Origin of the sequence: Methylomonas fluvii, assembly GCF_014850975.1 — a bacterium.
Taxonomy (GTDB): domain Bacteria; phylum Pseudomonadota; class Gammaproteobacteria; order Methylococcales; family Methylomonadaceae; genus Methylomonas; species Methylomonas fluvii.
In genome coordinates, this window is record NZ_JACXST010000001.1 from 1,234,840 (window position 1) to 1,251,910 (window position 17,071).

Below are 17,071 nucleotides of genomic sequence, written 5' to 3' on the forward strand. Positions count from 1 at the left end.
AACCGCGATTGTCCATGAATAACGACCCTATTATTTCCATACGTGGGGTCAGCAAGACCTACGCCGGTGGTTTCCAAGCGCTGAAAAACATCAACCTGGACATAAAGCGCGGTGAGATATTTGCTTTGCTCGGTGCCAATGGCGCAGGTAAAACCACGTTGATCGGCGTCATCTGCGGCATCGTCAACGCCAGCGCCGGCACCATCATCGCCGACGGCCACGACACCGTCCGAGACTATCGCGCCGTGCGCGCCGCCATCGGCTTGGTACCGCAGGAATTGCACACCGACGCGTTCGAGTCGGTGTGGGCCACGGTCAGTTTCAGTCGCGGACTGTTCGGCAAGCCGCCCAACCCTGCTTATGTGGAAAAAGTGCTGCGCGATTTATCGTTGTGGGACAAGCGCGATGCGAAAATCATGTCGCTATCCGGTGGCATGAAACGTCGGGTGTTGATCGCCAAGGCGCTGGCACATGAGCCGACGATATTGTTTTTGGATGAGCCGAGCGCGGGCGTCGATGTGGAACTGCGCCACGACATGTGGCGCATGGTTCGCGAACTGCGCGCCAACGGCACCACCATCATTCTTACTACCCATTACATCGAAGAAGCCGAAGATATGGCGGACCGCATCGGCGTCATCAATAAAGGCGAATTGATCATCGTGGAAGACAAAGCCGTGCTGATGCGCAAACTCGGCAAGAAGCAGCTGATGTTGACTTTGCGCCAGCCGATGTCCGAGATCCCGTCAGAACTTGGTGCCTGGGCCTTAACGCTGACAGAAGACGGCGAACGCTTAGTCTACAGCTTCGACACCCAGGAAGAGGAGACTGGCATTGCCGTGCTGCTGCGCCGGCTAAGCGAACACGGTATCGATTTCAAAGACCTCAGCTCCAGCGAAAGCTCGCTGGAAGATATTTTCGTCAGCCTGGTCCACCAATCACAAGGGACGCAATCATGAACATCTATGGCATTCGCGCCATTTACCGCTTCGAAATGGCCCGCACCTTTCGCACGCTGGCGCAAAGCATCGCCGCGCCGGTGCTGACCACCTCGCTGTACTTCATTGTCTTCGGTAAGGCCATCGGTTCGCGGATGGGTGACATCGACAGCGTTAGCTACGGGGCCTTCATCATCCCCGGCCTGGTGATGCTGAATCTGCTCAACGAAAGCATCTCCAACGCCTCATTCGGCATTTATATGCCCAAGTGGGCCGGCACGATTTACGAGCTGCTGTCGGCGCCGGTGTCCTGGATCGAAGTGCTGCTGGGTTATGTGGGGGCGGCGGCGACCAAGTCGGTGCTGTTGGGCTTGCTGATTTTGGGCACAGCCAGACTATTCGTGCCTTACGAGATTGCCCATCCGCTGTGGATGATCGGGTTTTTACTGCTGACAGCGGTGACTTTCAGTCTGTTTGGCTTCATCATTGGTCTATGGGCCGACAGTTTTCAGAAGCTGCAGGTGGTGCCGATGTTGGTAGTGACGCCGCTGACTTTCTTGGGTGGCGCGTTCTATTCGATCAATATGCTGCCGCCCTTGTGGCAGAAAGTCACCTTGTTCAATCCGGTGGTGTATTTGATCAGCGGCTTTCGCTGGAGCTTTTATGGCATGGCCGACGTGGATGTGGCGATGAGCATAGGCATGACCTTTGGCTTTTTGACCGTCTGTTTGATTTTTGTCTGGTGGGTATTTAAGACCGGGTACAAGATTAGAAATTAAGCCTGAATCAACGTAGCTTGGCAGGGTAAGCACCGCGTACCATTTGGCTGATCAGATAGTGCTCAATATCTCTTCAATCAACGTCGGGCCTTTGTAGATCAATCCGCTGTATATTTGCACCAGGCTGGCGCCTGCCGCGAGTTTTTCCTGGGCGTCCGCGCTGCTGAGAATGCCGCCGGCCGCGATAATCGGCAGTTTGCCGTTCAATTCCCTCGCCAAACCTTTTACGACCCGAGTCGAACTGTCTTTAACCGGTGCGCCGCTCAAGCCGCCGGCTTCATTGGCGTGGATATGGCCTTGGATTTTATCGCGGGCGATGGTGGTGTTGGTGGCAATCACCCCGTCCATGGCAAATTCCACCAGCAATCCCGCGATGTGGCTGATTTCTTCATCCGTTAAATCCGGGGCGATTTTTACCGCGATGGGCGTGTGTTTGCCCTGTGCCGCTTGCAACTTCAGTTGTTCTTCTTTCAAAGCGCTGAGTAATTGCTTGATCTCGTCGCCTTGCTGCAGTTGCCGTAAATTCTTGGTGTTGGGCGAGGAAATGTTGATCGTGATATAGCTCGCCGCTGCGTAGCTTTTCCTTAGGCCGATCAAATAATCTTCAGTCGCGTTTTCCAAGGGCGTATCGGCGTTCTTACCAATATTGATGCCCAAAATGCCGCGATACTGGCAAGTGCCGACTTGCGCCAATAAATGATCGATACCCTGGTTGTTAAAACCCATCCGGTTGATGATGGCCTGATGTTCCGGCAGGCGGAACAGGCGCGGTTTGGGGTTGCCGGGTTGCGGGCGCGGTGTGACGGTGCCGATTTCGATAAAACCAAAACCCAGCTCGGCCAAGGCGTCGATGTAATCGCCGTTTTTATCCAGGCCGGCCGCCAGTCCCAGCGGGTTTTTAAAATTCAAGCCCATCACCTTGACCGGCTTGTCGCTGACTTTGGGTTTGCTCAAACCCGACAAGCCGCTGCGCTGGGCGAGTTTTAACAAATCCAGCGTGACATGATGCGCAGTTTCCGGGTCCAGGGAGAACAGTAGGGGGCGTAGCAAGGGGTAAAGGTTCATGGCGCGGGTGCTCGGTTTGGGGAATACGGGGTCGGGTCGAGTTCGGTGGTGCGGTTCAAAATCAAATCGGCCAACAACTTTGCAGATGCCGGGCCCATCACTAGGCCATTTCTAAAATGGCCGGCGTTGATGCTGAGATTTTCGATCTCGGGATGTCGCCCAACCGTGGGTATGCCTTGCGGGCTGCCTGGCCGCAGGCCGGCCCAATGGTGGCAGACGGGATAGTTTTTCAAGGTCGGCAGTAATTCGGTGGCGAATTGGTAAAGCTGTCGTTTGGCGTCTTCGGTGGTGACTTTGTGAAAGCCGGCTTGCTCCACGGTGCTGCCCGCCAGGATTTTTCCGTCGCGGCGCGGGATCAAATATTGATCGCCGTCCAATACCATATAAGACAAGGTGCTAGGCGTGGCGTCAAACAACAGCATCTGCCCTCTGACCGGCTTGATTTGCAAGTCTACCGGCCAATCCGGCAATAAATCCTGCATTAAATCGGTCGTCCAGGCGCCGGCGCTGACGATCAGGTGCTGAGCGGTGTAGGTGCCGTTGTTGGTGTCAATGCGCTCAACTCGGTGGTTGGCGATGCCGATCTTGCGAATTTCAGTACTATCCAGAAATTTCACGCCGGATTGTATTAAGTAAGCGTGGAGTGATTTTAATAATCTGGGATTGCGGGCTTGGGCAATTCCCGGCAGCCACAGCGGTTGGTCGAGATCGCTGGTAAACGGCTCGGTCAATGCCGTTGCTGCCGGTTGGTAGTCGATGTGGTAATGCTCGCACCATTGTATGGCTTGTGCGTAGTCCGGGTTTTTGCAGATCAGCATGCCGCAGTCATACCATTCAGGGTCGATACCGGTCGCGGCGAGCAGTTCCTGGCTTAAGGCCGGGTATTTTTTTAAGCTGTTGACCGCCAGTTCGGAGATGGCTGCGGCTTGGCGCCAGGGATAAATCGGCAGCAAAATGCCGCCGCCGGCCCATGACGCTTCCTGGCCCGGTTTGGATTTGTCGAGGATGGTGACGTCGCGGCCGGCCAGGCGCAGTTCGCGAGCGGCTAATAGGCCGCTGATACCGCCGCCGATGATCAGAATATCCAGGTGTGTGGTCATGCAAATGCCGAGGAAAACGGGTGTAAGAAGGCTTTTTTAAGGTAACACGAAGGCGGCTTATTTTGATAGGGTTTGCCGATTGTCCATGGGTGTGTAAAAAAGCAAATGACTGTTGTTAATTTTTGACAAATATGGATTATAGTTTATAAAGTATTTGTATCTTATTGATATAAAACAAATTTTTTGGGTAAAAAAAATAGACTTAAAACTTGTAAGGCTAGTGTTTTGCTGCTATTATTGCCCACGTGAAGAAATCCTGTGTTGCTATAAAGCCAATTCAGTCTTAACAATAACTACCCTTGGGGGGAACAACAATGAGTTTTACTAATACCAAATTAGCGCTGGGCGTTGCCGCAGCGACTTTGACAATGGCTGGAGCATTCATTGCCCCACAAGCCCAAGCTGCCGGTTCCAGTGCTGAGCGCGTTGCTGACGCTGCCGCCAGAAAAACCGAAGCTCTGGAAGCGCAAATGCAACAAATGGCTGATCAAATGCAAGCCATGCAAGCCGAATTGAGCCGCGTTAAATCTTCATCTGCCAGCTCTACTGCTGCGAATGCAAAAGTTCAAGAGTTGGATCAATGGATGGCGTCTGTTAAGTCAACTCCAGCTCAAGCGTCTGCAAAAGACAATTTGGTAGCGGTTCGTGGCGGTTGGCAAGCTTTGGATCATGCCAGAGGAAGCACTGTCTTCCCAACGCATAATGGCGCATTCTTATCCAACAACCAAAACAATGAAGGTTTTTACTTCGGTGGTGCGTTTGACTTCAACGTGAACAATGATTTGTTCGGATTGGTGGATGACACGTCTTTCGCTATTGAGTTGGGTATTGAATATGCTCAATACGGTACTGGTGCAAACACTGTATCGAGTGGTTACTATGTGCCATCTCTCAATGCAACGGCGATTACTGATGACACTAAAGCAACTGATGCTCGCTTGAGAATCAATGCATCGCCAAAAATCAAATTCATGCACGGCAGCAAATTCCGTCCTTGGTTGATTCCGGTTGGTCTGGACATCAACATTCTGGGCGTGCCTTCCAACGCGGTTTCCGTGTTGAATGCCGGTATGAACTTCGGTGCTGGCGCCGAATATGACATCTTCAGAGGCATCGTATTGGGTTCCGACGTGCGTTACCACTACTCAACCAGCAAATTGGACGGTACACCTACCGACGGTTTCAGTGCTGGCGGCTACTTAGGTTTCAAATTCTAAGTTGACACTTAGTTAGCACGCAAAAGGGAAGGTGTCACAGCCTTCCCTTTTTTTATGGATGAAAAACAATGAAAACCCTCTATCCGGACATTTCGCCGTTCCATACCTTTTTTCTGGAAACCGATAGCGAGCATCGCGTCTATGTCGAGCGATCCGGCAATCCGGCCGGTATTCCGGTGATTTTTTTGCATGGCGGACCATGCTCAGGCACCAAACCGGATCATCGGCGGTTTTTCGATCCCGAGTGCTACAACATTATCCTGATGGATCAGCGCGGTTGCGGATTATCCGAGCCGTTTGGCGAATTGCAAGGTAATACCACTCAGGATTTGCTGGCCGATATGGAGCGTATCCGCACGCAATTACGGATTGAAAAATGGTTGCTATTCGGCGGTTCCTGGGGCGGCACGTTGGCTTTGCTTTATGCTCAGCAGCATCCGGCTCAGGTGTTGGCCATGATTTTGCGCGGTGTGTTTCTAGCGAGGCAGGCCGATATGGCGTGGTTTCTGGGTGATGGCGTCAATAAAATCTACCCCGAGCGTTGGCAGATCTTGTTGGATAACTTGCCCAATTTGCCGGACGCCAATGTCTTGGAGCGATTGGTGGAGGCTGTTTTTGGTGCCGATCAGGAAGCCGCTAAGCACGCTGCTCAGCAATGGCAGGCCTGGAGCGGACAAGTGGCGCTGGGCAATGACTATTTGGAAAGTATGGAATCGGTTAGCGAGCAGATGCTGCGCCAGGTAAAAATGGAATTGTCTTATGCGATACACGACTATTTCATCCGCGAAAATCAAATCCTGGAAAACTGTGCCGATTTACATTCGATACCGACGATCATCATTCACGGCCGAAACGATTTGACTTGTCCTGTGGAGGCCGGCTGGCGCCTGCATCAAGCGTTGCCGCAATCGCGTTACGTCGTGCTGCCGAATGCCGGCCACATTGCGCGAGGCGATGAGATGATCGATGCGTTGGTGTCCGCGACGGATGAAATGGCCAAGCTTTTAGCGTAGACAAGGGCATTATGAGCAATAAAAAACGACTGGTCATCGGTATGACCGGCGCCACCGGGGCCATTTATGGCGTCAGGATGCTGCAAATACTGCGGGAACGAGACGATTGGGAAACGCATCTGGTGGTATCGTCCGCCGGCTTGGTTAACCTGAAATACGAGCTGGATATGGATCGGGCTGCTTTGTATGCATTGGCGGATGTCACGCACGGCATAAACGATATTGCGTCCTGTATTGCCAGCGGTTCTTTCAAGACCGAGGGTGTGGTGATTGCGCCGTGTTCGATGAAAACCCTGGCTGCAGTGGCGCACGGGTTTGGTGATAACTTGATTTCCCGGGCGGCGGACGTGGCATTGAAAGAGCGCCGCAAAACAGTGCTGGTGCCCCGCGAGACACCGTTAAATTTGGCGCATATCCGCAATATGGCCAGCGTCACGGAAATGGGCGGGATTATCTATCCGCCGATGCCGGCTTTTTACAACAAGACCGATTCCGTGCGGGCAATGGTTGATGAGGGTGTGGGGCGAATCCTGGATATGTTCGGGGTGGACGCGACGGGGCTATTCAAGCCTTGGACGGGTTTGGACGGTTAAGTTTTTGTCAGTCCGGACTGAATGCAAGGTTTTTACTGGGTAAATAGTCGCTCTTCAATTGACAGGGTGCCTTATTCTGATTTAGAGTTGCCGCACTCGCGAAAACTGCCCATCGACAAAGGCTTGCGGCGCTCTCGACTTAAAGGCCTGAAAACGGTGTTTTGGTTGGGGGGTGGGTCTTAAAAACAATAACTGTAACTATAACAATCGGAGCACATTAGTATGGCAAGACCATTAATTCAAATGGCGTTGGATTCACTGGATTTCAACCAAACCGTTGCATTGGCTGATCAAGTAGCGCCTTATGTTGATATTTTTGAAATTGGTACACCTTGCATCAAGTACAACGGTATCAACCTGGTTAAAGAACTGAGACAACGTTACCCAGACAAATTGTTGTTGGTTGACCTGAAAACCATGGACGCAGGCGAATACGAAGCCGGTGCTTTCTATGCTGCTGGCGCGGACATCTGCACCGTATTGGGTGTATCCGGTTTGGCCACTATCGCAGGCGTTATCAAAGCGGCGAAAAAACACGGTGCTGAAACTCAAATCGACTTGATCAACGTAGCCGACAAAGCAGACTGCGCAAGAGAGTCTGTTAAATTGGGCGCTCAAATCGTTGGTATTCACACCGGTCTGGACGCGCAAGCAGCTGGTCACACGCCATTTACTGATCTGAACGACATCGCTCGTTTGGGCTTGAATGTGCGTATCTCTGTTGCCGGCGGTATCAAACAAGCGACTGTACAACAAGTCGTTGAAGCAGGCGCTAACATCATCGTTGTTGGTGCTGCTATCTATGGCGCGCCTTCACCTGCTGAAGCTGCTCGCGAAATCCGCGAACTGGTTGACGCTGCTGCTGCATAAGCCAGCTTTGGCAATTCCTATTTGTTAGGAAATATAAGGACGGGTGGTTAACGCCACTCGTCCTTTCGTTCGTTATAACCCCCAGTTTTTATCGGGCACGGCCGATTATGAGGCCGGCTCGCACTACCAGATTCATAAGGAGAACCAAACATGCCTTCGCGCCGAGACTTAGCGAACGCCATCCGCGCACTTAGCATGGACGCCGTACAGAAAGCCAACTCCGGGCACCCCGGTGCCCCGATGGGGATGGCTGACATCGCAGAAGTATTGTGGAACGATTTTCTGCAACACAACCCCAGCAACCCTAAATGGCCCAACCGCGACCGCTTCATTCTGTCCAACGGCCACGGCTCCATGCTGATTTATTCCTTGTTGCACTTGGCCGGCTACAATCTGCCGATCGAAGAACTGAAACAGTTCCGCCAACTGCATTCGCAAACCCCAGGACACCCTGAATACGGTTACACCGAGGGCGTTGAAACCACCACCGGTCCCTTGGGACAAGGCATCACCAATGCCGTCGGTTTCGCCTTGGCGGAACGTACCCTGGCCGGCCAATTCAACCGTCCGGGCCACGATATCGTCGACCACCACACCTACGTCTTCCTGGGTGACGGCTGCTTGATGGAAGGGATCTCCCACGAAGCCTGCTCATTGGCCGGCTCCATGAAATTGGGCAAACTGATCGCCTTCTACGACGACAACAACATCTCCATCGACGGCGAAGTCCGCGGTCATGGTAACGTCGCCGGCTGGTTCCTGGATGACACGCCAAAACGCTTTGAAGCCTACGGCTGGCACGTCATCCCTAAAGTCGATGGCCACGACGCCGACGCTGTCAAAGCGGCGATTGAAGCGGCGAAAAAAGTCACCGACAAACCGACCATCATCTGCTGCCAAACCACCATCGGTTTTGGTTCGCCGAACAAACAAGGCAAAGAAGAATGCCACGGTGCGGCCTTAGGTGAAGCCGAAATCGCTCTGACCCGTGAAAACCTGGGTTGGTCGCATGCGCCGTTCGAAATCCCTGCCGACATCAAAGCCGGTTGGGATGCCAACGCCAAAGGTGCCCGTCTGGAAAGCGCCTGGAACGACAAATTTGCGGCTTACAAAGCGGCACATCCGGAATTGGCAGCCGAATTCGAACGTCGGGTTATCAAAAATGAACTGCCGACCGATTGGGCGGATAAATCCAACGCCTTCATCGCAGCCGTCAACGAAAAAGGCGAAACCATCGCCAGCCGCAAAGCCTCACAAAATACCCTGAACGGTTTTGGTCCCTTATTGCCCGAACTGCTGGGCGGCTCTGCCGACTTGGCCGGTTCCAACCTGACCCTGTGGTCCGGCTGTAAAGACGTCAACCAACCCGGCTTCGACGGCAACTACGTCTACTACGGCGTGCGTGAATTCGGTATGTCCGCCATCATGAACGGCATCACCCTGCACGGCGGCTTCAAACCCTACGGCGCGACCTTCCTGATGTTCTCGGAATACGCCCGTAACGCCCTGCGCATGGCCGCGTTGATGAAAATTCCGACCATCTTCGTTTACACCCACGACTCCATCGGTCTGGGCGAAGACGGTCCGACTCACCAACCCGTCGAACAAACCGCCACCCTGCGCATGATTCCGAACATGCAGGTCTGGCGTCCTTGCGACGCCGTCGAGTCGGCCGTGTGCTGGAAAGCCGCGATCGAACGCACTGACGGGCCAAGCACCCTGATCTTCTCCCGGCAAAACCTGGCGCACATGGCGCGCAGCCAAGCCCAGATTGACGGCATCAGTAAAGGTGGCTACATCCTGAAAGACAGCGCCGGTACCCCGGATGCCATCATCATTGCCACCGGTTCTGAAGTGGAATTGGCGGTTAAAGCCGCTGAAGCGCTGGAAGCCAAAGGCAAAAACATCCGCGTGGTGTCCTTGCCATCGACCAATGTCTTTGAAGCGCAAGACCAAGCGTACAAAGACAGCGTATTGCCGCCAAGCGTTACCAAGCGCGTGGTGGTAGAAGCGGGAGTAACCGACAGCTGGTGGAAATATGCCGGCAGCGCGGGTAGAGTCGTAGGATTGGACCGTTTCGGCGAATCGGCCCCGGCAGGTCAACTCTTCAAAGAGTTCGGCTTTACCGTGGACAATGTCGTCGCTAATGTGGAAGCTGTGCTTTAATAGGCGCTAAGTAAAGGGCCTGTCGGTGACGAGGTTGCCGACAGGCCCGTCTTTAATCAATAGAGTAAGGTGGAATCATGATAAACACGCAATTGATTAAGAAGTTTTTAATGGGCTTGCTGTTGACCGTATCGGCTGTTGCCAGTGCCCAGGAATATCCTGCCGCGGATTTTCAACCTAAGGTTCTCTATAGAGATCCGGCTATTGCTGAAGTAGCCAAGGCTAGCTCTCCGGTCGCCGCTACCAGTAATGCTAGTGCGCCTTGCGCCGAAGCAAAGCATGAGCCGACCTCAGAAGTTGACGCCAAGTATCCGGCAGCTAACTTTCAGCCTAAAGTAGTATTCAGCGCAGCGGGTTCCTAGTATTTTTAGGCTATACCGTGAATTTGATGAACTCGTCGTCTAGACACATAACAATTATTACATTCAGGAGTATTCTCAAATGGCAACAAACAGTTTGATGAATAGCTTATTCGGCTTTTTGTTCGACAATTCGAGCAGTCGTGATAGTCGGTCGGAAGCTTATTCTCGTGTCGACAGCGAAGACGCGCAATTGACCGGTGTAGCCCGTTATCTGCAAAAACTTGAGCCGCCTAAGCCGGAGTTGGATGAAAACGGCCAGCCGTTGACCGGGGTGGCGAAATATTTAGCCTTGCAAGCACAATTGGAAAAAGCCCGGCAACCCGTCGAAGAGGTGGCTGTCGTGGAGCCGGTTGTAGAGGAAGCGGTAGAAGAAGAAATTGAAGAAATTGAAGAAGTTGCCGAAGTAGTGGAAGAGGTTGTCGAAGACGTAATCGAGAGCGAGCCGGTTGCGACGGGTGTTGATAAATACTTGATTCAACAACAGGCAAATCCGGTTACTCGGGTAGCGAAATACCTGATCAAGCAATCGATTTTGTCTAAAGAAGCACCGGTGACAGGGGTTTCTAAATACATTACCAAAAATGATCGGGAAGACCATGTGGTGACCAATGTCGCCAAATACGTCATTCGGCAAAATATGCAGAGCGGTTCGACGCCATTGGTTACCGGTGTTGCCAAATACGTATTGAAGCAAGATGTATTGGCAAAAGAAGCGCCAATCGCAACCGGTGTGAGCAAATACGTTACCAAGCAAGCTTTGTTGGCAAGAGATGCGCCATTAGTAACCGGTGTGGCTAAGTATGTCGCTCAACAGGAACGCTTATTGAAAGAGCAAGCACCTTTAACTGGCGTTGCTAAATTTTTGGCGGAGCAGGTGGCGGCGGATAGAAAAGCGGCTGCTGCGGCTTTGATTGCACGATATGTTGCGGCGGAAGCGCTAGCGCAACAGGAAAAAGCGGAGGCCCAGTTGAATCAAGAACAAAATGCCCAGCAAGAATTGGCCGAGGAATTGGCATTTGAGGGTTCCGCAGTAGAGCGTTACCTGGCTAGGCAGGCTGCGTCTGCCCAACAAGCGCCAAAGCCAACCGGTGTTGCCAAATATCTGGCTAAACAGTTGCAATTGCAAAGTCAGGCAGAGCCTTTAACCGGTGTTGCCCGTTACCTTGCCAAGCAAGCAATATTGACCAGACAACTGCCGCCGCCTACTGGTGTCAGCAAGTATTTAGCCAAGCAAATATTAGCGCAAAAACCTGTTGCCGAATTGAGCTCGGTTAGCCGATATGTCACTAAACATGAGTTGCTGGATAAGGATTCAAAAGAACTCACTGGTGTAGCCAGATACATGTCCAAACAGGACGCGCTAGCAAAGGATGCGCCTGGCGTGTCGGGTGTGGCACGTTACATGGCAAAGCAAGCCTTGCAGTCCAAGGATGAGGTTGTGGCTAGAACTACCGGGGTAGAGAAATACTTACGTAAACAAGCTTAGTACCTACTTGAATAAGCCGGCACTTCCTTTTGGAAGTGCCGGCTTTTTTATGTCTGCTGGTTTTAGTGCGTCGAAGGGGGTCGGCAAGCCAGTGATTTATACAGCTTTGCCGAATCTGTATTATCATGACCGCCCACATTCAAATTTTTTGCAGGGATCTTGATGTCTCGTTTATTGGGTTTTAGCTTGATGCTGTTTTTGCCGATCTTTGCTTTTGCCGCAGGCCCTGATGCCAATGAATTGGTGCCGGTTCCGGAGCCGCCTGATTTGCCGGCTCCGGTGCAGTCGGGGGAAGAGATGGAGCCCGACATTACCATTATTCGTAAAGGCAAAGACACTATTCAGGAGTTTCGCCGCAACGGCAAACTATACATGGTGAAAATCCAGCCTCAGGTTGGTCCGGCTTACTACATGCTGGATACCAACGGCGACGAGCAGATGGATGTGAAAAAAAATGATTTGGACGAAAACACCAATATCAACAAGTGGACTTTGTTTGAATGGGATTTCAATTGATCTAATTGAATATATCCTCCCAATATTGCATCTGAGATTACTCGGCAATTTTTAGCAACCAGCCGCCGTCCGCATCGCATTTACTGACTTTTGCCTTGGCTTTTACCGAGATTCTGACGACCGTATTTTTAAGGTCGTCAGGCAGTTTGCCTTTCACCAAATAGAACGTGTCCTTGTCTTCAATTTGAACCGCGACAGGTTGCTGTTTAATGCTGACATGAATGTGGCCCGGCCCATTGCTGCCGGAAACCGCAAATGAAAACTCCGAACCTGGTTTGACTGTGGCTAAATGTTCCGGCGTGTAGCGGCTAATTTTAGCGTTGATGCACCCGCTGCCCTCTGCGCCGCTCGCTCCGCCGTGACCGCCATGACTTGGTGTGGATTGCGACCAAGCGGAATTGCCGAAACCGATGGTTAATAATGCTATGGCAAAAAGACGTGTGCGCATGGGTATTCCTCATGTTCTTGTTTTAGGATGGCGGCGATTATATGTTCTAAGCCTGCAAGTTTGAAGTGCAAGCGATAAACGGTCTGACGGTATTGATTTGATCTTTCTGCCGGGATTGGTTTACATTGCGTTACGGTTTGGTTTGCATATTAACAACAATAAAATGGGGGAGAAGATGTTATTTCTGGCTAAGTTATGCGGTATTTTGACCTTGGTTTGGTTTTACATGGCGGCGAAAAATCATGGCGGCCCGTTAATTAATTGGTCTGTGATTGGTCTGATAGGGTATTGGCTGACTTGGTGGTTATCCAAAATGCTGATTGTGGTGCCTTTGGCCGGCATGGTAACCAAGCATTCGGTGACGGAGTTTTTGCTTACCCAATTACCTGTATTCGTCGCACTGGCAGCTTGCTATCTGATTAGAAAAAAATTGATAGCCAGTTTGTCGGCCGCTGGTCAATAAATGCCCAAAAATGTGCTGATAACCGGTGCGGCAAGACGCATCGGTGCGGCGTGTGCCCGCTTACTGCACGGTGAGGGTTGTAATGTGATTTTGCATTACAACCGCTCCGATGCAGACGCTTTGCGTTTAGCTGCCGAGTTGAATGGCGTGCGTGCCGATTCAGCAAGGGTATTAAGCGCCGATTTATCGGTGTTCAGTGGCGTCCAGAAGTTGGCCGAAGATGCGCAGGCTGAATGGGATGGTGTCGATGTTTTGGTGAATAACGCGTCCTTGTTTCAATCCGTGCCCCTTGGGCAAGTGACGGAACAGGACTGGGATTTGACCATGGTTAGCAATCTGAAAGCGCCGTTTTTTTTGTCGCAAGCGTTGTGGTCGTCACTAAAAGCTAAGCAGGGCTGTGTGGTCAATATCGCTGATATTCACGCCGAGACCGGTTTGCCGGGCTTTCCGGTTTACAGCGTGACTAAAGCCGGCTTAGTGGCGATGACGCGGATATTGGCCAGGGAAATGGCGCCGGAAGTTCGCGTTAATGCGGTGGCTCCGGGCGCTATTTTATGGCCGGAACAAGATGTAGCTGAAGCGGATCGGGTGGAAATCTTAAAAAAAGTGGCTTTGCAGCGTCGAGGCGAAGCAGACGATATTGCCAAAGCAGTAAGGTTTTTGGTTGGCAGCGCCGATTATATTACCGGCCAAGTATTGACTGTGGATGGTGGGCGGACTCTGTTTCGTTAAAGGTTGCAGAGCGTTATTTCTCGAGTTTGGTTTGGCGTAAATCGCGCTTGTCGAAATCTTGCCACAGATCTTTGTAAGAACGTTTGCTTATCGGGTGAGTGGCGTTTGGCGCAATTTCCGCTAAAGGCTCCAGTACGAAGGCATAATCCTCTATTTCATCGCGCGGAATTTGCAGTCTGCCGTCGCTAATAATTTGGTCGCCGTACAAAATCAAGTCCAAATCCAGGGTTCGGGCAGAGAATTTTTGGCTTTCCCTGCTACGGCCGTGGTCCAGTTCGATTTGCTTCAGCAATTTGGCGACTTCTTTCGCGGATAGTATCGATTCGAATTGCACGACTAGGTTATGAAAGCTGTCTCCAACAAAGCCTACCGGTTCACTTTCGAAGATGCTGGAAATGGTCAGTTCTCCGAATAATTCGCGTAGCGCGAGCAGGCTCGACGGAATGTGGATTTCCTTATCTATATTGCTGCCAATGCTGATATATCCGGTAGGCATGACTATCTTTCGCCGCGTTCGATAATGATGCCGACGTCACGAGCGCGGCTAATGGCGCCTTTTTTATTTAGAGTGATCTTTACCCACGGAATCGCAAATTCACTGCGTAAAATGCCGGCAATTTCTTCTATCAGCTTTTCTACTAAGTAAAATTCGCTGTGCTCGACAAAGCTGACAACACGATCCGAAACGGCTTTATAGTCCAGTGTGTGTGTGATGTCGTCGCTGGCGGCGGCTTTTTGGATGTCAAAGCCCATTTCAATGTCCAGGATGATTTTTTGTTTAATCTTCCTTTCCCATTCGTAAATACCTATCACGGTATCGATTTCAAGCCCGCCTAAAAAGATGATGTCCATCGTTGCTTTCCGGTTATTATATTTCTTGAAGAGGCGGCAGTATCGAGTAAATAGCGCCGCTGTACAAGTATTGACGAGAGGTTGATTAAATGATGGATTGGTTGTTGGTGCCTTTGGCTTATTTAACCGGCTCGGTGTCTAGTGCGATTATCGTCTGTAAGATGATGGGCTTGGCGGATCCTAGGGAAAACGGTTCCGGTAATCCGGGGGCAACCAATGTTATGCGTATCGGCGGTAAAAAGGCTGCGGCGATTACTTTGCTTGGTGACGCTTTAAAAGGGCTATTACCGGTGTTGTTGGCGAAGGCCTTGGCTGTCGATAGTCTGGTGCTGTCCTTGGTCGTGTTTGCCGCTTTTTTGGGGCACCTTTATCCGATTTTTTTTGAATTTAAAGGTGGCAAAGGTGTGGCAACGTCGCTGGGCGTGACGCTCGGTGTTGCTTGGCTATTGGGATTGGTGGTGGCCGCCACTTGGTTTGTCGTTTACAAAATAGGCAAAATTTCGTCGTTGGCTGCTTTGGTGGCGGCAACATTAACGCCGCTGTATGTTTGGCTGATTGTCGGCGATGTCAATTTGATCACTACCTTTACCATTATTTCTCTGATTTTGCTGTGGCGGCATAAAAGCAATATTCAGCGGCTGCTGGCTGGGCAAGAGTCTTGATCAAAGGCTGATTAGCTGCTCCATCGGCCAGCGCGGCCGGGCAAAAATCTCCAGGTCTTGGGTTTGCCCGGCCATTAAGCGCTGGCATCCCGCATAGGCAATCATGGCGCCGTTATCGGTGCAAAATTCCGGACGGGGAAAGCGTATTTCCGCTCCTTCTTTTACGGCCATCTGTTGTAATTGTCTTCGAATTTCGTGGTTGGCGCTAACGCCGCCGGCCACCACCAGTGTTTTCAACTGCGTCTGTTGTAAGGCCCGTTTGCATTTGATGCTTAATGTTTCCGCGACGGCTTGTTGAAATGCGAAAGCGATATCCGCTTTGTCCTGCTCATTTTGCTCGGTGGCATGCAACGCGTTCATTGTGAAGGTTTTCAGGCCGCTAAAACTAAATTCCAATCCTGGTCTGTCGGTCATCGGTCGGGGGAATTTGAAGCGACTCTGGCCCTTGCGCGCTAACTCAGCCAATTTGGGGCCGCCGGGATAGTCCAGGCCTAACAGCTTTGCGGTTTTGTCGAAAGCTTCGCCCGCGGCATCGTCCAGCGATTCTCCGAGTAAGCGGTATTCGCCAATCGCGCGGACTTCGATAAGCATGGTATGGCCGCCTGAAATGAGCAATGCGACGAAAGGGTAGGCGGGCGGATTATCTTCCAGCATCGGCGCCAATAAATGTCCTTCCATATGGTGCACGGCGATAGCGGGTATTTGCCAAGTCCAGGCCAGGCTTTGGGCGGTAGCGGCCCCGACCAATAAAGACCCCATCAAGCCGGGGCCTGCAGTATAGGCAATGCCCTCAATGTCTTTGGCGGTTAATTCGGCTTCTTTTAATACCGTTCTGATTAGCGGAACCAGTTTGCGGATATGGTCTCTTGAGGCTAGTTCGGGAACGACGCCACCATACTCGGCGTGCGTGGCAATTTGGCTGTATAAGGTGTGTGCAATTAAGCCCTTGCTGGGCTGGTAGATGGCGACAGCCGTTTCGTCGCAAGAGCTTTCTATGCCTAAAACATACATTAGTTTTTGAATTAAAGAATTTTATGAGTATAATCGGCCGTTTTCGGCGGGCTTGCTATCGCCGATAGCGTCAAAAGATACTAACATAAATCGGATTATTGATAATGCCATCAGTTAAAGTTAAAGAGAACGAACATTTTGACATCGCGATTCGTCGCTTCAAGCGTGCATGCGAAAAAGCCGGTGTATTGGCTGAAGTACGCCGCCGCGAGTTTTATGAGAAGCCAACCACCGAGCGTAAACGCAAAGGTGCTGCGGCAGTTAAACGTCATTTGAAAAAGCTGGCTCGTGAACGTTATGCGCTGAAAAATCTGCGTCGCGGTCGTCCACAAATTTAAGGCAGACAATGGATGCGTTAAAAAAGCGTATCACGGACGATATGAAAGCCGCGATGAAAGGCGGCGAAAAGGCGAGGTTGGGCGTAATTCGCATGATTTTGGCTGCTATCAAGCAGGTTGAAGTCGATGAGCGTATTGAGCTAAGCGATGAGCGAATCATCCTTGTGCTCGATAAAATGCTTAAGCAGCGGCGCGAGTCCATCAAGCAATTCCGCGATGCCAGTCGCAACGATTTGGCGGAAATTGAGGAGGCTGAGGTGTTGGTTATTCAGGATTTTCTACCGCAACCGCTTAGCGATGCTGAAATCGATGGCATGGTCGCCGATGCTGTCGCTAAAGTCGGCGCTACATCGGTAAAAGACATGGGTGGCGTGATGGCGTTGCTTAAGCCGCAAATGCAAGGTAGAGCTGACATGGCGAATGTCAGTGCGAGAATCAAGGCCTGTTTTATCGCTTAATA

At 51.5% G+C, this 17,071-nt stretch carries 21 protein-coding genes; 15 read left to right on the forward strand and 6 right to left on the reverse strand.

The genetic code is table 11. From position 1 onward, the window contains the following. The first annotated feature begins 14 nt into the window (after positions 1-14). Positions 15-959: an ABC transporter ATP-binding protein gene (locus EBB_RS05915; RefSeq protein ID WP_192392869.1), complete on the forward strand. Its 945-nt coding sequence runs from the start codon at positions 15-17 to the stop codon at positions 957-959. Continuing rightward, positions 956-1,717 (forward strand): ABC transporter permease, encoded by a 762-nt coding sequence (locus tag EBB_RS05920; protein ID WP_192392870.1) that lies wholly within the window; start codon positions 956-958, stop codon positions 1,715-1,717. Before EBB_RS05915 ends, EBB_RS05920 begins: the two co-directional genes overlap by 4 nt. Before the next feature lie 51 nt (positions 1,718-1,768). Here EBB_RS05920 and EBB_RS05925 read toward each other — a convergent pair whose 3' ends face one another. Together EBB_RS05925 and thiO are read right to left on the reverse strand one after the other, a co-directional pair. Beyond that, positions 1,769-2,782, reverse strand: a complete 1,014-nt coding sequence (locus tag EBB_RS05925) for a quinone-dependent dihydroorotate dehydrogenase (protein ID WP_192392871.1) — start codon at positions 2,780-2,782, stop codon at positions 1,769-1,771. Next, positions 2,779-3,882 carry a glycine oxidase ThiO gene (thiO, locus tag EBB_RS05930; RefSeq protein ID WP_192392872.1) on the reverse strand — a complete coding sequence of 368 codons (1,104 nt, stop codon included), beginning with the start codon at positions 3,880-3,882 and terminating at the stop codon, positions 2,779-2,781. Before thiO ends, EBB_RS05925 begins: the two co-directional genes overlap by 4 nt. Positions 3,883-4,181: 299 nt before the next feature. Here thiO and EBB_RS05935 point away from each other — a divergent pair, with 299 nt between their 5' ends. The 8 genes from EBB_RS05935 (at position 4,182) to EBB_RS05970 (ending at position 12,105) form a co-directional block, all read left to right on the forward strand. Then, a complete protein-coding gene (locus EBB_RS05935) occupies positions 4,182-5,099 on the forward strand; it encodes a hypothetical protein (RefSeq protein ID WP_225587256.1) in 918 nt (305 codons plus the stop codon). Positions 5,100-5,167: 68 nt separating this feature from the next. After that, positions 5,168-6,112, forward strand: a complete 945-nt coding sequence (pip, locus tag EBB_RS05940; RefSeq protein ID WP_192392873.1) for a prolyl aminopeptidase — start codon at positions 5,168-5,170, stop codon at positions 6,110-6,112. A gap of 11 nt (positions 6,113-6,123) precedes the next feature. Next, complete coding sequence (locus EBB_RS05945; protein WP_192392874.1) at positions 6,124-6,705, forward strand: UbiX family flavin prenyltransferase; 582 nt, start codon at positions 6,124-6,126, stop codon at positions 6,703-6,705. Between the two features lie 222 nt (positions 6,706-6,927). Next, on the forward strand, positions 6,928-7,575 hold the full coding sequence (gene hxlA, locus EBB_RS05950; RefSeq protein ID WP_192392875.1) for a 3-hexulose-6-phosphate synthase: 648 nt from the start codon (positions 6,928-6,930) through the stop codon (positions 7,573-7,575). A 150-nt stretch (positions 7,576-7,725) separates the two neighbouring features. Beyond that, positions 7,726-9,741, forward strand: a complete 2,016-nt coding sequence (tkt, locus tag EBB_RS05955; RefSeq protein WP_192392876.1) for a transketolase — start codon at positions 7,726-7,728, stop codon at positions 9,739-9,741. Positions 9,742-9,818: 77 nt separating this feature from the next. Further along, positions 9,819-10,103 (forward strand): hypothetical protein, encoded by a 285-nt coding sequence (locus EBB_RS05960; protein WP_192392877.1) that lies wholly within the window; start codon positions 9,819-9,821, stop codon positions 10,101-10,103. A 79-nt stretch (positions 10,104-10,182) separates the two neighbouring features. Next, the gene (locus EBB_RS05965) at positions 10,183-11,589 is read left to right on the forward strand and encodes a hypothetical protein (protein ID WP_192392878.1); all 1,407 of its coding nucleotides are present in this window, start codon (positions 10,183-10,185) and stop codon (positions 11,587-11,589) included. A gap of 162 nt (positions 11,590-11,751) precedes the next feature. Further along, a complete protein-coding gene (locus tag EBB_RS05970) occupies positions 11,752-12,105 on the forward strand; it encodes a DUF2782 domain-containing protein (protein WP_192392879.1) in 354 nt (117 codons plus the stop codon). A gap of 37 nt (positions 12,106-12,142) precedes the next feature. Here the strand turns inward: EBB_RS05970 and EBB_RS05975 are convergent, their stop codons facing one another. After that, entirely contained in the window at positions 12,143-12,553 is a 411-nt protein-coding gene (locus EBB_RS05975; protein WP_192392880.1) for a hypothetical protein, read from the reverse strand. 163 nt (positions 12,554-12,716) lie between these two features. On the opposite strand from EBB_RS05975, the gene EBB_RS05980 reads away from it, so the two are divergent. Together EBB_RS05980 and EBB_RS05985 are read left to right on the forward strand one after the other, a co-directional pair. Continuing rightward, a complete protein-coding gene (locus EBB_RS05980; protein ID WP_306790059.1) occupies positions 12,717-13,016 on the forward strand; it encodes a hypothetical protein in 300 nt (99 codons plus the stop codon). Continuing rightward, entirely contained in the window at positions 13,017-13,748 is a 732-nt protein-coding gene (locus EBB_RS05985) for a pteridine reductase (RefSeq protein WP_192392881.1), read from the forward strand. A 13-nt stretch (positions 13,749-13,761) separates the two neighbouring features. Here the strand turns inward: EBB_RS05985 and folK are convergent, their stop codons facing one another. Both folK and folB read right to left on the reverse strand, forming a co-directional pair. Next, positions 13,762-14,244 (reverse strand): 2-amino-4-hydroxy-6-hydroxymethyldihydropteridine diphosphokinase, encoded by a 483-nt coding sequence (gene folK, locus EBB_RS05990; protein WP_192392882.1) that lies wholly within the window; start codon positions 14,242-14,244, stop codon positions 13,762-13,764. Between the two features lie 2 nt (positions 14,245-14,246). After that, the gene (folB, locus tag EBB_RS05995) at positions 14,247-14,600 is read right to left on the reverse strand and encodes a dihydroneopterin aldolase (protein ID WP_192392883.1); all 354 of its coding nucleotides are present in this window, start codon (positions 14,598-14,600) and stop codon (positions 14,247-14,249) included. Between the two features lie 89 nt (positions 14,601-14,689). Between folB and plsY the strand changes: the two genes are divergently transcribed. After that, the gene (gene plsY, locus EBB_RS06000) at positions 14,690-15,262 is read left to right on the forward strand and encodes a glycerol-3-phosphate 1-O-acyltransferase PlsY (RefSeq protein WP_192392884.1); all 573 of its coding nucleotides are present in this window, start codon (positions 14,690-14,692) and stop codon (positions 15,260-15,262) included. Here plsY and tsaD read toward each other — a convergent pair whose 3' ends face one another. Next, the gene (gene tsaD / locus EBB_RS06005) at positions 15,263-16,273 is read right to left on the reverse strand and encodes a tRNA (adenosine(37)-N6)-threonylcarbamoyltransferase complex transferase subunit TsaD (RefSeq protein WP_192392885.1); all 1,011 of its coding nucleotides are present in this window, start codon (positions 16,271-16,273) and stop codon (positions 15,263-15,265) included. A 104-nt stretch (positions 16,274-16,377) separates the two neighbouring features. On the opposite strand from tsaD, the gene rpsU reads away from it, so the two are divergent. Further along, positions 16,378-16,611 carry a 30S ribosomal protein S21 gene (gene rpsU / locus EBB_RS06010; protein ID WP_020483611.1) on the forward strand — a complete coding sequence of 78 codons (234 nt, stop codon included), beginning with the start codon at positions 16,378-16,380 and terminating at the stop codon, positions 16,609-16,611. 8 nt (positions 16,612-16,619) lie between these two features. Beyond that, complete coding sequence (locus tag EBB_RS06015; protein WP_192392886.1) at positions 16,620-17,069, forward strand: GatB/YqeY domain-containing protein; 450 nt, start codon at positions 16,620-16,622, stop codon at positions 17,067-17,069. The last annotated feature ends 2 nt before the right edge of the window (positions 17,070-17,071 follow it).

Coding starts and splice junctions, on each gene's coding strand:
- EBB_RS05920 (WP_192392870.1), top strand. CDS start 956: ATGAACATCTATGGCATTCGCGCCATTTACCGCTTCGAAATGGCCCGC.
- tkt (WP_192392876.1), top strand. CDS start 7,726: ATGCCTTCGCGCCGAGACTTAGCGAACGCCATCCGCGCACTTAGCATG.
- folK (WP_192392882.1), bottom strand. CDS start 14,244: ATGCCTACCGGATATATCAGCATTGGCAGCAATATAGATAAGGAAATC.
- EBB_RS05965 (WP_192392878.1), top strand. CDS start 10,183: ATGGCAACAAACAGTTTGATGAATAGCTTATTCGGCTTTTTGTTCGAC.
- hxlA (WP_192392875.1), top strand. CDS start 6,928: ATGGCAAGACCATTAATTCAAATGGCGTTGGATTCACTGGATTTCAAC.
- EBB_RS05960 (WP_192392877.1), top strand. CDS start 9,819: ATGATAAACACGCAATTGATTAAGAAGTTTTTAATGGGCTTGCTGTTG.
- pip (WP_192392873.1), top strand. CDS start 5,168: ATGAAAACCCTCTATCCGGACATTTCGCCGTTCCATACCTTTTTTCTG.
- EBB_RS05915 (WP_192392869.1), top strand. CDS start 15: ATGAATAACGACCCTATTATTTCCATACGTGGGGTCAGCAAGACCTAC.
- thiO (WP_192392872.1), bottom strand. CDS start 3,882: ATGACCACACACCTGGATATTCTGATCATCGGCGGCGGTATCAGCGGC.
- folB (WP_192392883.1), bottom strand. CDS start 14,600: ATGGACATCATCTTTTTAGGCGGGCTTGAAATCGATACCGTGATAGGT.
- rpsU (WP_020483611.1), top strand. CDS start 16,378: ATGCCATCAGTTAAAGTTAAAGAGAACGAACATTTTGACATCGCGATT.
- EBB_RS05945 (WP_192392874.1), top strand. CDS start 6,124: ATGAGCAATAAAAAACGACTGGTCATCGGTATGACCGGCGCCACCGGG.
- EBB_RS05975 (WP_192392880.1), bottom strand. CDS start 12,553: ATGCGCACACGTCTTTTTGCCATAGCATTATTAACCATCGGTTTCGGC.
- EBB_RS06015 (WP_192392886.1), top strand. CDS start 16,620: ATGGATGCGTTAAAAAAGCGTATCACGGACGATATGAAAGCCGCGATG.
- EBB_RS05925 (WP_192392871.1), bottom strand. CDS start 2,782: ATGAACCTTTACCCCTTGCTACGCCCCCTACTGTTCTCCCTGGACCCG.
- tsaD (WP_192392885.1), bottom strand. CDS start 16,273: ATGTATGTTTTAGGCATAGAAAGCTCTTGCGACGAAACGGCTGTCGCC.
- EBB_RS05970 (WP_192392879.1), top strand. CDS start 11,752: ATGTCTCGTTTATTGGGTTTTAGCTTGATGCTGTTTTTGCCGATCTTT.
- plsY (WP_192392884.1), top strand. CDS start 14,690: ATGATGGATTGGTTGTTGGTGCCTTTGGCTTATTTAACCGGCTCGGTG.
- EBB_RS05980 (WP_306790059.1), top strand. CDS start 12,717: ATGGGGGAGAAGATGTTATTTCTGGCTAAGTTATGCGGTATTTTGACC.
- EBB_RS05985 (WP_192392881.1), top strand. CDS start 13,017: ATGCCCAAAAATGTGCTGATAACCGGTGCGGCAAGACGCATCGGTGCG.